We start from the raw sequence: 14900 nt of genomic DNA, 5'->3' as shown, positions 1-14900 counted from the left end.
AACATAAAAATTAATTTAAGACAATTTACCATTAGCTAATTGTATTTCTGACTCTTTATCAAACAGTATATATCGTTTTTTAGGGAACGATATTTTTATCTTAGAACCAACTTTAAAGTCAACATCTCCAAATACGACTGAAGTTATTATTATATCCTTAATTTTTATTTTAACGATAGTTTCCATACCAGAAGGTAATGTCGAATAAATTTCTGCATCAAAGTCTCCATTATCATCAATTACAATGTCTTCTGGTCTTATACCTAATAACAATTCTTGGTTTTCACTAATAGAAACAACCTTTGAAGTTGGAGTAAACAATAGATTAATTGATGGATTTGATAATTTAACTTCATCAATATTTATCATATTTCCTTTGAACTTCATAATATTAATATTAGGAGCACCTACGAAATCTGCTACAAAGTAGTTTGCTGGATTTCTATAAACTTCTAGTGGTGGTTGATACTGTTGAAGAATACCTTCTTTTAATAAACAGATTTTAGTTGAAAGTGTCATTGCTTCTAATTGGTCGTGTGTTACATATACAAAGGTTGCCCCAGTTTCTAGGTGTAATCTTTTCAACTCTGTTCTCATTTCCATCCTTAATTTTGCATCAAGGTTACTCAAAGGTTCATCCATAAACAATACTTTAGGTCCTGTTGAAAGGGTTCTTGCAATAGCAACTCTTTGTTGTTGACCACCTGATAATTCAGAAGGATAACGTTCTAAGAATTCTTCAATTTTCAACATTTTCACTAATTCTTGAACTCTTTCGTCAATTTTCTTTTTATCCCATTTCATGTTTTCTAGGCCAAAAGCAATATTTTTATATACAGTCATATGTGGCCATAAAGCATAGTTTTGGAATAAGAATCCAACATCTCTTTTATCAGGAGAAACATCAATTGCATCTTTGGAAGAGAAAACACATCTATCATCGATATAAATTTCACCTTCTGTTGGAGTTTCTAAACCTGCAATCATTCTTAGTGTTGTTGTTTTACCACATCCACTAGGCCCTAATAGAGAAACAAATTCTCCATCTTTTATTGTTATTGATAAATTATCAACAGCTATAGATTTTCCAAATCTTTTTGTTATATTTACTAATTTAATTTCTGGCATTTTAATTTCCTCCAATACCTTTATCAATTGAAGCTCCGGTTAATTTATTAACTAATAAGTTACTACCTACTACAAAGAAAACTATTAATAAGTTGATTGCATTAGCATATTGTGACCAACCTTTTTCGTTGTATTGGAACAATAATGTTGTTAAAATTCTTGTTGCAGGTGTTACTAATAAAATAAACAAAGATAATTCTCTCATACATGAGATAAATGGTAGTAAATAACCTGAGATAAAACTTGCTTTTTGTATTGGAATGATAATTTTAACCATTCTCTTAAACCAAGAAATACCTTGAATAGTTCCTGCTTCTTCAATTTCACCACTTAATTGGTGCATAGCGCCAATACTTGCTCTAGATGCAAATGGTAAATATTTAATTGAACCAACAATTACTAAGAGTGCAAACGATCCATACAATGGAGGAATAAAACCTCTTCTAACGGCGAACATTGATAAATAAATTGCACCGAAAGCCATACTAGGCATTAAATAAGGGAAGAATGCTAAATTGTTTACAATAAGAGCTAACTTAGTGCCTCTAGCTTTAGATATTGCATAACCTGCTAGAATTCCTATAGTACCAGAAACTAAAGCAACTATAACTGATAATTTAACACTGTTTATTAAACCTAATAAAATTGAAGGGTTTCTTAAAATACCAGGTTCTCCATTTGCAATTTCAGTAGAGCCTTCACCAATCCAGAAGATTGTTGAGAAGTTTGATAGAGAATAATTTCCAGGTTCAACAATGAAAGATTCAACTGCGAAGGAAATTAAAGGAACTATACAAACTAATAATGTTCCAATTAATACTAAATATGAAATTAAAGTTCTAAGTTTTCTTAATTTTATTAAAGCAATATTAGAAGATTTACCTGTAATTGTTGTAAAAGTTTTTCTACTACCAATGATTTTTTGGTTCATTGCTAAAATAAAAACACCAATTACAATCATAACTAAAGCCATGATATAACCATATCCTGGGTTCAAGCCATTCAAGGTTCTATACATTTGAGTTGTTAATACTTGATATCTTACAGGAGTTCCTAAAAAAGCAGGGACGGCAAATGCACTCATAGCGCTAGAGAAAACAAGCAAAAATGTTGATAACAATGCTGGTAATACAATTGGTATTGTAATTTTTCTCATAATTCTAGCTCTACTTGCTTTCATTAATTGAGCAGCTTCTTCTAAGTTCGCATCCATATTTCTTAAAATTCCACCAATTAAGATATATGCAAATGGAGCATAGTGAAGACCTAGTACCATGATAATTGGAAATTGTCCATAAGCAAACCAGTTAGCAGTTTCAATACCTGTAACAACACTAAATAACCCAGGAGCACCACCGACTAAGGGGTTTTTAAAGAAATTCAACCATGCCATAGCTAAAGTCCATGATGGCATAATATATGGGAAAATAAATAATGTTGAAATAACAGTTTTAAATTTCATATCAGTTCTAGTAATTAACCAAGCAACTACGCCACCAATAAGAATTGAAACCAAACAAGTTCCCAAAGCAACAATAATAGTATTTAACAATGGTTGATAAAACATTTTATTACTTAGTGATGAAAAAAATACTTTACTCCAATGATAAAGGGTAAAAGATCCAACTTTTGAACCTTTAATTCTCATAAGCTCAGATTGATGTACAGTAAAAGTATCAATGATGATTGTAATCATTGGTACTATTGTTAAATACATTAATGTAATAAATAACAAAGTTAAAATAATATTATGAGGCTTCTTGAAATACATCTTTAATCTATTTCTATAAGTCATATTCTATCCTTTAATAATTCAAATTGATGGGGTTGTTAAACAACCCCAGATATATTTCTAGTAAAGATATTCGTTTAAGAATTCTTCTACTTGAGCTCTGTTTTCAAAGCACCATACAGGATCTTCAGAAATCAAAATATTTTCCCAATAACTTACAGGATAGTCATTTGGTTGAATTGCAATACTTGGATTTGGTGAATAAGTTCCCATATCACTACTCCATGGAGAGAAGCCTTCATCTGTTAATAAGAATTCAATGAATAATTTAGCAGCTGCAGGGTGTTTTGCATTATTAACCATTAATGCATATAGTGGATAATAGAAACCACAGAAAGGTTCAACATTTAATAAAGGTTGTAATGCTAAATTTTTACTTTGAACATAGCGTAATTTTGAGAATACAAATAGTCCAGCATTTTCTTCTTTATGTTGACCTTTAATACCAACGCTTTCAGCTGTTTTTGTATCAGAAGTTGTTACAATTAAATCATTTTCATATAAGGCTTTAATCCATTCATAACCAGCGTTTTCAGTAGTTAGAACTATATCTTTACCGAAATAATCTTTATAAGCTTTTGCAATTTGATCTGCAATTTCTGGTTTTGTAACCATAGTTAAGAAGTTTGCATTTACACTTTCTTGGAAAGGATTTTTAAATTGGAATTTACCTTTCCATTCGTCAGTTGTTAAAGCCCAAATGTTATCAAAAGGTTCTTCAGTTGAATCTTCATTATTAAAAATGAATAATTTATTAATAATAGAGAATACTAGAGGATCTTGATATTGTTCAGGAATAACACTCTTCATGCTTTCTGGAACATATGAATATAAATAACCTAAGTTAATTAATTCACCCATAACTCTTCCACCATCTTGAGCTATAACAAAGTCAGCACCTAGTGCACCACTAGTAGCTTCTTTAGAGATTTTTTCAATTAATTCAAAATCTTTTAAATTGGAAGTTTCTGTTTCAATTCCATATTTTGCACTAAAAGCTTCTGCAGCTTTTGCAATTCTACTAGTTGTAGCATAAACAACAACTTTACCTTCAGCTTTAGCAGCTTCAACTAACTCATCATGAGTCATTACTTTTTCTTCAACAACAGGTGCTGGTGCTTCTTCCTTACTACCATTTGCGAAAACAGGAAGTGATAGCATAATTATAGAAAGAGCAAGAATCAATGTTTTTTTCATAAAAAACTCCTTTTCTTATGTTAATTTTTCTTAACATAACTAGAATAACTTGATATATTGCCCTTGTCAAATAATTTTTTATATAAATTTTAATTCAATTTTTATTGAGTTTGTTGCTTATAGAATTTGATTTTTTCCACAGTTTTTGAATAACCACCAAAAATACAAATTGCACAGAAAAGAATTATAGCGATAAATACTAGATTTATAAATCTCATATCTCTTTCGATATATGGAATATATATTTCAACAAATAAACAAATAAGTTCTAAAATAAAAGCAAATCTAAATAATTTTAAGATTCTTGAATAATGCTCAATCTTTGATTCAACATCACTATATAATTCAAAACCTTTTGAATCATTTACTTTTCTAACATAGACCCATTTATACCATCTAGATAATACTTCTACATCGGCCTCATTCATAAAAGTTTTAAACTCACCAAATTGACTAACCTTTGACAATAAGTCTATATCATAAATATATTGTGATGGTTCACATTCTTCAAAAAAATAAAATCCTAATCTGAATTTTTTGAAAGCATAGCCATTATTTGCCATTTCATTAAGCCATTTTACTTCATCATCTTTATCCAATAATAATTTAAATTTAACCATGATACTCTTCCATTAATTTTGCATTTTTAATCAATTCTTTTAATCGATTTTCCTCATTCGAAAATATAGAATAACCTTCTTCGGTTAAAATATATTCTTTCTTTTTCCTAGATTCTGTTTCTTCACTATAAAGTTTAATCCATCTTTTCTTTATTAATGAATTAATGGCCCCATATAATGTTCCAGCACCTAAAACAACCCTACTATTAGTTAAAGAAGCAACTTCTTGTATGATTCCATATCCATGATTTGGTTTTCTAAGTGCTAAAAGAATATAAAATGTAGCCTCAGTTAAAGGATTTTCTTTATTCATTTTTTCCACCTTGTATATTACGTTTAACAATATATCGTGTTACGATATATTTGTCAACGATATATTATAAATAAAAAATCCTCCAAAGTATTCAAAAATTATTTTGTCTACTTTGAAGGGATCTTATATAAATAGAGAATATAATAAATGTATTAAATATAATACAGATTAGGTTCAAATCCTTTGTCTAATGGATAGATTGGTCTTTGTAATACCTTATATGGCAATCTGAATAATTCATCAGAAGAACCTGTTGTTAAAGCCATTAGAGACCTTTTTGCAATACTTCTAATCTCAGGTTCCAAATAACCTAATTTAACAACTATCATTTTCCTTTTTTCTACTTCAACACCTAGAGCTCTAATAATATTTGGATCATAGCAACCGATATGTTTATCAGAAACAATTACATCAACTCCATTTATATTTAAAAGCAATAAATTAGTATTTTCAGCATCTTTGAAAGATTTTACTTTACTTATTAATTTGGCAGGAGCTTCTACACTTGAACTTTTTACAGTATCATATTTTGCCCCTAGTTTAATATCTAAAGTAGTTCCAATCTCTTTTTCAATAAATAAATCTACAACTTCTTTATCATAAAAAGACTGATAAATTAAAGGTGGATTTAATTTAGTTATTTCATCATTACTAAGTATTAATTTTAAGAAATTTGTAACATCGGATGAGGAGCCCGCTGTAGGATTGTCCCCTGAATCTGAAATAACTACAGGATAAATATCATTATTAACACTATCTAGAGCATTTACTAAGGCATCTTCTGGCATTCTAGTTTCATTGTAGAAACAAAAGTCATCCTTTCTTTGCCAAAATATTTTTGCTAATTCCATAGCTTTATTATCAGCTAATTTTTTATCGTTTTTTGCAACTACTAAAGCAGTTACTCCATTGTCCTTTGTATCTGCCCATGGAAATCCCATAAGATATGATAAAGCAAAAATATCAGAATTATTTTTCTCTTCTTCTCTTAAATGATTTATTAAGCTCTTCATAGGTTCAACCGATGTTTCACTTTGTTCTCCAGCTACTAAGAAAGGAATATGAACAGCACTCATTACTGGTTTAATATTTTTTTCTAAAGCTTCAATAACAATCTTTGCTGCATGAATACCTGTTTCAAAAGTATCAGTATGTGGAGCACATTTATATCCCACAAAACCATCACAATATTTAATCATTTTTTCTGTGATTGTAGCATGCATATCTAAAGAAGTTACTATTAAAATATCTGGATAGATTTCTCTTATCGCTTCTAGTAAATCACCTTCAGCTGCACCAATACCCTTTACTCTCATTGATCCATGAAGAGAAAGACATAAAGCATCTAGATCTTTTTGAGCTTTTAATTTATCTAAGAATTCATTTTTCAATTCTAAATAATATTCTTTATCCCATTCACCATTTGGGACAGCTCTTGCTACTAAAGTTGGAACAACTTCATAACCTTGATCTAATAATGTTTTAATTATTCCAGAACAAGAATCTTGTCCTATTTGATTAATTAAATCTTCACCTCTTTTTACCCAAATATCGCCTCTTGATGTAACTATTGGGTTAAAAGTATCAGATTCATGATGTAAACCACCAACTAATACTCTTTTTTTCATATTAAACCTCTCTTATTCTCCTATTGAAAGAGGAGATCTATTTGCATCCCACCCTTTCAAACGAGAATCTACAGTTGGTAAATTAAATATTTGTTCTAAAACTAATTTACTAGCTCCTTCACAAATATCTTCTTCATAACAACTAGCAATGGTAAAACAATCACTTTCATTATCAAGTTGACTACTAATTATTACATCAACTAATAAATTTTCCCATTTTGTTAAATATCCACCAATATATATAATACGAGGATCTAACAAGCTATGAGCAAATCTGAGGTTATCAATTATTTCTTTAAAAAAGTTCTTTAAAATAGTATCGTCATTTTCAATATTAGCTAAATCTTCATTTGATATAGATAACTGTTGATTAAAATCTTTTCCATGATATAAAACACTTTTAAACTCTCCTGCATGAGAGGTATAACCACGTCGTAATCTTCCATCAATTACAACTCCCATACCAACTCCTACAGGTGGAACACCTTCAGGTATTTCATTTGTTTTATACATTTGAACAAGAGCATATATAAATGTATCATCTCCTAATCCTACATGATTAAAAGCTGCACAATTTGCATCATTTTCAAAAAATATATTATAAGGATATTTTTTTACTAAAGAACTAGTGTAGTAATTATATAAACCTTGAGTCCAACTAAATAAGATTTTTTCACCTTTTTGATCAACAATACCTGCTATAGCAATACAAGCACCTAAAATTTTATTAAAACAATTTCTTTCAAGTTTTTTTAGAACATAATCAACAATAAATTCAAATCTCTCAACACTACCTTTTGAATAAGGAATAATAGCCTCGTTATATTCTTCAGTAATGTGATAAACAATATTACCGCTAAAATCAGTAATATTTGCATGAAAGTGATTAACTAAAAGTTCAATTCCAAAAACACAACCATAATTAGAAGTAAGTCCTACTAAAGTTCTTCTTCTCCCCATTTTAATACTTTTGTCTTCACCTTTTTCTTCTACTAATCCTAATTCGATTAATCTGCCAATCGCATAAGTTACAGTTGAAGCTTGCAGTCCTAATTCATCTGCAATTTGTCTTCTTGAAAGATATCCATCTCTCAATTTTTGAAGTATTAAAAAATTGTTGGTCTCTTTTTGAAATTTACCATTTGCCATATTATTTCAGTCCTTTGATTGTTTTTACTCTACCTTTATCAGTATTTGTAATTTCAAACTCAGCTTGCCGTAGTTCACCACCCATATATATATGGTTTGGCTGATATATCATTTTTGATGCTTGCCCCATAGGTAAATATACATGATATTCTTTTGCTTGTAACTCTTTTTTCACAAATGAGAAATTTCTTTCACTAATTCCACAACCAGGCATAACAATAATATCATCTTTAGCATAAGCTATCATTTCTTTTAAAGTTAAAAGACCTTCCATGACAGTAGCTTCTAAACCACTAGTTAAAACTCTATCAACTTTTAAATCAATTAAAGTTTGAAGAGAGTCTATTGCATTTACACTCATATCAATTGCTCTATGGAAAGTTACTTCCAAAGGTCTAGCAACTTCAATAAGTTTTGCACTTCTCTCTTTATCTATTGTACCATCAGGATTAAGAATTCCAAATACAATTGCATTTGCACCCTCTTCCTTAAAGATTTTTGTATTTTCAAGCATTGTTTCAAATTCTAAATCAGAATAGCAAAAATCACCACCTCTAGGTCTGATCATTACATTCATATCAATAGAACAATGCTTTCTTGCCGTTCTGAACATTCCAAGGGTTGGAGTTAAGCCACCTTCAAAAAGGTCACTACAAAATTCAACTCTATCAGCCCCACCTTCTTCTGCGGCAATTATAGACTCTATATTCTCTAAACATATTTCAATTTTTGGTTTTATCATTCTTTTAAAGCTCCTTCACCAAAGCCCTGTATCAAGGCATTATGTGCTATTAAGTAAAAAATAAACATTGGAATGGTTCCAACAACAAGTGCTGCAAATTGCAAGCCATAATCTTGATTTAATCTTCCTGCAAAGGAATTTATAGTTACAGGTAAACTTCTCATATTTTCACCACTAGTTAGTGTAAATACCATTAAGAATTCGTTCCAGTTTCCTAAGAAAGTTAATACAGAAATTGTTGCAATTACTGGAGTTGAAACAATTAAAATTACTTTCCAAAATATTTGTTGATAAGTTGCCCCATCAATAACTGCGGCTTCAATTAAAGCACTTGGAATTCCTCTGATATATGAACTAGCGATTAATACAGCCATAGGTAACCCAAAGGCAACATAAGGAAGTATTACACCCAAATATGTATTATATAAACCTGTATTTGTTTCCATTATAAATAATGGAGTAATAACTGAATTTACAGTAATTAATAAACCAACTGTAAATAAAGCTGAGTAAACTTTTCTACTCTTGTATGGGAATTTCGTTAAGGCAAAGCCTGCTTGTAGTGATAATAAAACTACTAAAACAGTAGATACACCACTATAAATAATACTATTTAAAAAAGCAAAATCCATATTACCATATTCAATACATTTCTTATAATTTGCTAATGTAAAGTCTTTTGGTAAAGCAAGTGGATGAATCATAATCTCTCCCATACTCTTAAATGAAGAATATGTCATCCAAATTACTGGGAATAATGTTATTAAAGTAAACAAAATTAAAAAAGTATATGAGAATACTATAGTATGAACTGAAATCTTTCTTTCTCTTAAATTTTTATTCATCATCATCCCCTAATTATATTTTCTATTTGCTTTTTCATACATTTTTTGACAGAAGGTAATCAAACCAACACTTAGTACTACTATTATTATTGAAACCGCACTACCATAGCCATAATTGTTAAAGGTAAAGGTTTGTTGATAAAGGTATAAAGCCATTACATATGTATAATGAACAGGGCCTCCACCAGTCATAGCAAATACTAAATCAAAACTCTTCAAACTACCTGAAATTGCTAAAACTGAACAAGTATAAATAACACCAGCTAAAGCAGGTAAAACAATCTTACGAATAATTATACCTTCAGAAGCTCCATCAATTGTTGCAGCCTCAAATACTGATTTAGGAATTCTCTGTAAATTTGCAATAAAAATAACCATATACAAACTTGTATGTTGCCATAATAAAACAAATAAAACCGGAACTATTGCATGTTTTTCACTTTCAAATATTTTAACAACATAATCAGGATTATGAGTAATACTTCTTATAAAAGTGGTATAAATTCCAACTGGAGAAAATACTCTATTCCATAACAAAGCTACTACTATTGATGAAATTGTTATTGGTAAGAAAATCATCATTTCAAAAAACTTACTACCACGAACCCATTTCCTAAATAGCAAATAAGCCAATATTATGCCTAAAGGTATTTGTCCTAAAACAGAAATCAACATAATTTTTATATTATTTTTTACTGCTATTTGGAAAATTGGGTCCTTAACTATATTTATATAATTTTGTATCCCAACAAATCCTTTCAATTGGAAATGACGCCATTTAGTAAAAGACAAACCAAAACTAACAATAACTGGGAATATAATTATTGCTATATAAATTATAAAAGCTGGAAGCAATAAACTTAAATAGCTTAATTTCTTATTTCTATCTTTTATCATTTTTCCCCCTAGTAATTTATGTCGCTAGCAAATACTAGCGACATAAGAGTTTTATACTTATTCTCTGTTAGTATCGTTTTGAGCAACCCAATTTTCATATTGAGCAGCAATTTCTTTTGGATCACCATTACCCATCATCATTGCTTGAATGTTAGCATTTAATAAAGAAACACCTTCACCATTCATTACTGAGTCAAATACATAACCCATTTCATGATCTTCTTGGAATTGAGCATATTTCTTTTGCATAATACCCATATCGATTGTTGAATAATCAATATTACATGTTGGGATATCTCCATGTTCAGCAAAGATTTTTGAACCTTCTGGACCTGTATAGAAAGAGATAAATTTCCATGCAGCATCAGCTTTTGCTGTATCTTTAATTGCACTTGCAATACCGAAGCCTTCACCTGTTACAGCAGTTGAAGTATTACTTCTTACTTCACCACTAATAGCTGGGAATACATGCATTTCAATGTTTTTGTTAAAATCTTCTGATAATTGAGAATCCATACCACCAGATCTCCAACCTGCATCTATTAAGTAAACTGATTTACCTTGATAGAATTCTTGGTCTGCTTCTCCATTACCCATTTGGTTAACACCAGGTGAGAATAAATCTTCATCACACATTTCTTGAATAATTTCTAGAGTTTTTACAAATTCAGGATCTGTGAATTTAGCACCATTTTTACCTTGTGCTGCATCCATGAACCACTCTGGTCCACCAACTCTATCAACTAAAAGTGATAATAACCATGAGTTAACAACCCATTGGTCTTTATTACCCATAGAAATTGGATAATAACCAGCAGCTCTAATTGTAGGAACTTGAGAGATCATTTCTTCAAAAGTTTTAGGATAATCTAAACCTAATTCATCTAAGATAGCTCTGTTAGCAAATACAACGTGACAAACAGCCAAAGTTGGTGGAATCATCCATAATTCACCATTAGGTCCTTGAGCCTTAAAAGTAACAGGTTTAAATTGTGATTTAAATTCATCTGTTAAGTAATCAGTATCATTTAAATCTAATACTAAACCAGGATCTTGGATATAAGCTGTTCTAGCTCCACCATAACAAGTGAAAATATCTGGAATCTTTCTAGATGCTGCCATAGCTTGGAACTTTTGGTGGAAAGCTTCACCTGTTGCATATTCAATATCTAATTTAATATTTGGATTTGCAGCTTCAAAAGCTTCTACTACTGCATTATGTCCAGCATATGCAGGGTTTGCAGGGTCAATTTGCATATAACCTGTTAAAGTTATTACTCCATCATCACTCTTTTCTTCGTTTGTACCAGAAGCAAAGATATTAGTAACTGCAATTAAGCTGATCATTACTAAAGCCATTATTTTTTTCATACACAATCCTCCTTGACTGCTACTTATTTCATTCACTGAATTATATGAACATCTATTTATTTCTGTCAATGAAAAAAGTATTTTTTTTGAAAAAACGACTTTTAAATACCTAATTTTACTTAACATAAATTTACAAAAAGATAAATTTTTGAGTATTCTTACCCAAATTTCATAGTTATACGTGAATCTTTTTTTAAATTTTCAAAATTAAAATCCATATAAATCTTATCTTCTCTTCACATAAATCTTGTTCAAAAACAACCTTATAATTAGTTTATTTACCTTAATAAGGTTTTTATTAATATCTTTAATTTATTAACTATAATTGAAATATCAAACAAGATATTTATTTATATTACTTTTTTTCAATATTTTTACTTATTCTTATTGACAAAAACTACTAAAATATGGCATTGTATGCCTCGTTGAGCCGCGTAGTTTTTAAACGCTACAATGGCTATAATGGTGGATGTAGTTCAATGGTAGAGCGCTAGATTGTGGTTCTGGTTGTTGCGGGTTCAAGTCCCGTCATCCACCCTAAAACATTAGGGCGCCCGTAGCTCAGCTGGATAGAGCGTCGGACTTCGAATCCGCAGGTCGAAGGTTCGAATCCTTCCGAGCGCATAGATAATGTTTTGCGTAATGGGCTGCTAGCTCAGCTGGTAGAGCAACAGACTCTTAATCTGTGGGTCAAAGGTTCGATCCCTTTGCAGCTCATATTAAATATACTTTCTTGCGAGAGTGGTGAAATTGGCAGACACGCTAGATTTAGGTTCTAGTGCCGTAAGGTGTGGGGGTTCAAGTCCCCCCTCTCGCACTACATTATATATTTTGCGAAAGTAGCTCAGTGGTAGAGCTCCACCTTGCCAAGGTGGATGTCGCGGGTTCAAGTCCCGTCTTTCGCTCTAAGGTAATTGCTAATTTTAGTGATTACCTTTTTTTTATTTACTTTCATTCTTTTATTGATAATAATATTCATATAGCTCAACAAAAATTATTGGAGCAGTGTTTTGAATGATATAGAATATAAAGAAAAAATTGAATTTTGGAAAAATGAAGAAAAAAAGAGCTTTCTAGGTTGGGACTTCTCTCATATAGATAACAGATGGGAATATGAAAAAAATCCATTTGATTATAAAAAAATTGTTTTATCTTATTTAATGCCTGATTATAAACTACTTGATATGGGAACTGGTGGTGGTGAATTTTTACTAACCCTTAATCATCCATATTACAATACCTATGTAACAGAAGGCTTCTTACCAAATTATAATTTATGCAAGAATAAATTAGCACCATTAGGTATTACTGTAAAATTTATTAAAAAAGATGATAAGATTGATTACCCAGACAACTTGTTCGATATTATAATTAATAGACATGAATCTTTTGATATTAATGAAATTTATAGAGTTTTAAAACAAAGTGGAATTTTTATAACACAGCAGATTGGAAATTTAAATGATTTAGATTTATCAAAAAAAATAAATCCTAATTTTGAATCTCTATTTAATAATAACAATCTAAAATATGTTGAATCAAAATTAGAATCCAAAAATTTCTCTATATTAAAAGCTGATGAAAAATTTACTCCAATTAAGTTTTTTGATACTGGAGCATTTGTTTATTTTGCAAAAATAATTGAATGGGAATTCCCTAATTTTTCTGTAAAAAACAACTTAACTCAACTTATTGAAATTGATAAAGAAATAAATAACAAAGGATACATTCAAGCTAGGGAACATCGCTTCATACTTGTTAGCAAGAAAAATATTAAGCATTAATACAATATGATTTATTAACCCACCCTTCATTCAAATATCCTAATTTAATAGAGCCTTCTCTTATTGCTATTTGAGTATCCTTAAATTTAGGATTTTTTAGTGAAACATCATGTGTAGGATAAAGATACCCATTATTATCCAATATCAAATCTTGCAATTCTTCAATGTTAATTTCATTTACACATATTTTTTCCTTTTTTGCTAAATATACTGCTAAAGCAGCAACTTGCCCTAATTGCATTACCACAGGTTGAAGTCTTGTGCAACCATTTACTAGACCTGAAACTGATATTGATTTTTCAACCACCAATATATTTTTTGTTCTTAAAGGAATTAAAGAACCAAAAGGGACAGAAAAAGGATGAATTTTAGGAAAGTCAATTTTATTATAAGCTTCATCTAAATCTCTGTGATGATCTAAAGGATAATCACCAACAGCAATAGCAGTTTTAAATATTTTATTATTTGTAATATCCTCTATAGATAAAGTTTCATTTCCATAAATTCTTCTAGCTTCTCTAATATATGGGATATAAGGGAGTTTATCTTTTGACAAAGGATAACTATTATCAGATAACCTAAGATTACATGATAAATCTACTGAAGATTGAATCAATTTAAATAAGCGCATAGTTTTTTCTTTTGCTTTTATAAACATAGACTGTCTATCTTCAATAAAATAATTACCATAGTAGTCATTACCTTTTATTGGCCAGTTAAGCATTATCTTATTATTAGGTAGCATTCCATACTCTAACATTTTTGTTAAAGAAATCTCAGGATTCCCTAAAATTCCTGCAAACTCCCCTTCTTTCGTCCAAAGGGGATATTCATCAATAACTTTAATCTTATTATCAAATTGAAGCACAGCATTATAAGTAAAATCTTGTGGATGTTTTAATTCATATGGAGCATCCAACTCTTTTTCCAATCCATAATGATTTTGTAAATTAAGATGATAAATTGCATCACCAAATTCATCCGCTAAAATAAAATAATTACTTTTAAATTGGTATTGTCGATTGGCTTGATTGAAAAATACAGAATCAATGGAAAGTTCATTATTCCCAATTTTATTAATTTGAATATGATTGCAATCCAAATATAAATCACAATAATTTTCATCAATCATAGAATATAATATTTCAATTCCAACTTCAGGTTCAAACAAAGTATTCGAAACCCATCCTGTATCAAGAATATCTCTATTATAATAATTTCTTAATTTATCGCGAAATTCTTTAAATATTCCTCCGGCAATTAGATGATTACCATCAAAAGCAGAAACACCTGCTGCAGTTATCATACCGCCTATTGAAATAGATTCTTCAATAACTGCAACTTTTAATTTATTCCTTGCCGCTTGTATAGCAGCAGATATACCTGAAGCTGAAGCTCCCAATATAATTAAATCATAATTATTTTTTTTCATAT

At 29.9% G+C, this 14900-nt stretch carries 13 protein-coding genes and 5 tRNA genes; 6 read left to right on the top strand and 12 right to left on the bottom strand.

Going from position 1 to position 14900, the window contains the following annotated elements; genetic code table 11:
• Positions 1 to 15: 15 nt before the first annotated feature.
• From ACZ5RS_RS07695 to ACZ5RS_RS07645, 11 genes are all read right to left on the bottom strand, one after another.
• On the bottom strand, positions 16 to 1128 hold the full coding sequence (locus tag ACZ5RS_RS07695; protein WP_464634120.1) for an ABC transporter ATP-binding protein: 1113 nt from the start codon (positions 1126 to 1128) through the stop codon (positions 16 to 18).
• Position 1129: 1 nt separating this feature from the next.
• The gene (locus ACZ5RS_RS07690) at positions 1130 to 2923 is read right to left on the bottom strand and encodes an ABC transporter permease (protein WP_464634118.1); all 1794 of its coding nucleotides are present in this window, start codon (positions 2921 to 2923) and stop codon (positions 1130 to 1132) included.
• Between the two features lie 57 nt (positions 2924 to 2980).
• Entirely contained in the window at positions 2981 to 4117 is a 1137-nt protein-coding gene (locus tag ACZ5RS_RS07685) for an ABC transporter substrate-binding protein (protein ID WP_464634116.1), read from the bottom strand.
• A 101-nt stretch (positions 4118 to 4218) separates the two neighbouring features.
• A complete protein-coding gene (locus tag ACZ5RS_RS07680) occupies positions 4219 to 4737 on the bottom strand; it encodes a DUF2812 domain-containing protein (protein WP_464634114.1) in 519 nt (172 codons plus the stop codon).
• Positions 4730 to 5050: a PadR family transcriptional regulator gene (locus ACZ5RS_RS07675; RefSeq protein ID WP_464634112.1), complete on the bottom strand. Its 321-nt coding sequence runs from the start codon at positions 5048 to 5050 to the stop codon at positions 4730 to 4732. The genes ACZ5RS_RS07680 and ACZ5RS_RS07675 overlap by 8 nt, the downstream gene beginning before the upstream one ends.
• A gap of 152 nt (positions 5051 to 5202) precedes the next feature.
• Positions 5203 to 6678: a M81 family metallopeptidase gene (locus tag ACZ5RS_RS07670; RefSeq protein ID WP_464634110.1), complete on the bottom strand. Its 1476-nt coding sequence runs from the start codon at positions 6676 to 6678 to the stop codon at positions 5203 to 5205.
• 12 nt (positions 6679 to 6690) lie between these two features.
• Positions 6691 to 7827 (bottom strand): ROK family transcriptional regulator, encoded by a 1137-nt coding sequence (locus tag ACZ5RS_RS07665; RefSeq protein ID WP_464634108.1) that lies wholly within the window; start codon positions 7825 to 7827, stop codon positions 6691 to 6693.
• 1 nt (position 7828) lies between these two features.
• Entirely contained in the window at positions 7829 to 8569 is a 741-nt protein-coding gene (locus ACZ5RS_RS07660; protein WP_464634106.1) for a copper homeostasis protein CutC, read from the bottom strand.
• Positions 8566 to 9420: a carbohydrate ABC transporter permease gene (locus ACZ5RS_RS07655; protein ID WP_464634104.1), complete on the bottom strand. Its 855-nt coding sequence runs from the start codon at positions 9418 to 9420 to the stop codon at positions 8566 to 8568. The genes ACZ5RS_RS07660 and ACZ5RS_RS07655 overlap by 4 nt, the downstream gene beginning before the upstream one ends.
• Positions 9421 to 9423: 3 nt before the next feature.
• Complete coding sequence (locus ACZ5RS_RS07650) at positions 9424 to 10311, bottom strand: carbohydrate ABC transporter permease (RefSeq protein WP_464634102.1); 888 nt, start codon at positions 10309 to 10311, stop codon at positions 9424 to 9426.
• A 57-nt stretch (positions 10312 to 10368) separates the two neighbouring features.
• Positions 10369 to 11682: an ABC transporter substrate-binding protein gene (locus ACZ5RS_RS07645; RefSeq protein WP_464634100.1), complete on the bottom strand. Its 1314-nt coding sequence runs from the start codon at positions 11680 to 11682 to the stop codon at positions 10369 to 10371.
• A 465-nt stretch (positions 11683 to 12147) separates the two neighbouring features.
• On the opposite strand from ACZ5RS_RS07645, the gene ACZ5RS_RS07640 reads away from it, so the two are divergent.
• The 6 genes from ACZ5RS_RS07640 (at position 12148) to ACZ5RS_RS07615 (ending at position 13466) form a co-directional block, all read left to right on the top strand.
• Positions 12148 to 12219, top strand: a tRNA-His gene (locus ACZ5RS_RS07640).
• 13 nt (positions 12220 to 12232) lie between these two features.
• Positions 12233 to 12306 (top strand) — tRNA-Arg (locus ACZ5RS_RS07635).
• Positions 12307 to 12326: 20 nt separating this feature from the next.
• Positions 12327 to 12399 (top strand) — tRNA-Lys (locus ACZ5RS_RS07630).
• Positions 12400 to 12417: 18 nt separating this feature from the next.
• A tRNA-Leu gene (locus ACZ5RS_RS07625) sits at positions 12418 to 12499 on the top strand.
• Positions 12500 to 12515: 16 nt separating this feature from the next.
• A tRNA-Gly gene (locus ACZ5RS_RS07620) sits at positions 12516 to 12587 on the top strand.
• Between the two features lie 105 nt (positions 12588 to 12692).
• The gene (locus ACZ5RS_RS07615; RefSeq protein ID WP_464634098.1) at positions 12693 to 13466 is read left to right on the top strand and encodes a class I SAM-dependent methyltransferase; all 774 of its coding nucleotides are present in this window, start codon (positions 12693 to 12695) and stop codon (positions 13464 to 13466) included.
• Here ACZ5RS_RS07615 and ACZ5RS_RS07610 read toward each other — a convergent pair.
• Positions 13456 to 14898 (bottom strand): FAD-dependent oxidoreductase, encoded by a 1443-nt coding sequence (locus tag ACZ5RS_RS07610; protein ID WP_464634096.1) that lies wholly within the window; start codon positions 14896 to 14898, stop codon positions 13456 to 13458. The two genes, ACZ5RS_RS07615 and ACZ5RS_RS07610, sit on opposite strands and share 11 nt — an antisense overlap.
• Between the last annotated feature and the right edge of the window lie 2 nt (positions 14899 to 14900).

Source organism: Pleomorphochaeta caudata, assembly GCF_055395745.1.
This window is presented reverse-complemented; position numbering and strand designations above follow the sequence as displayed.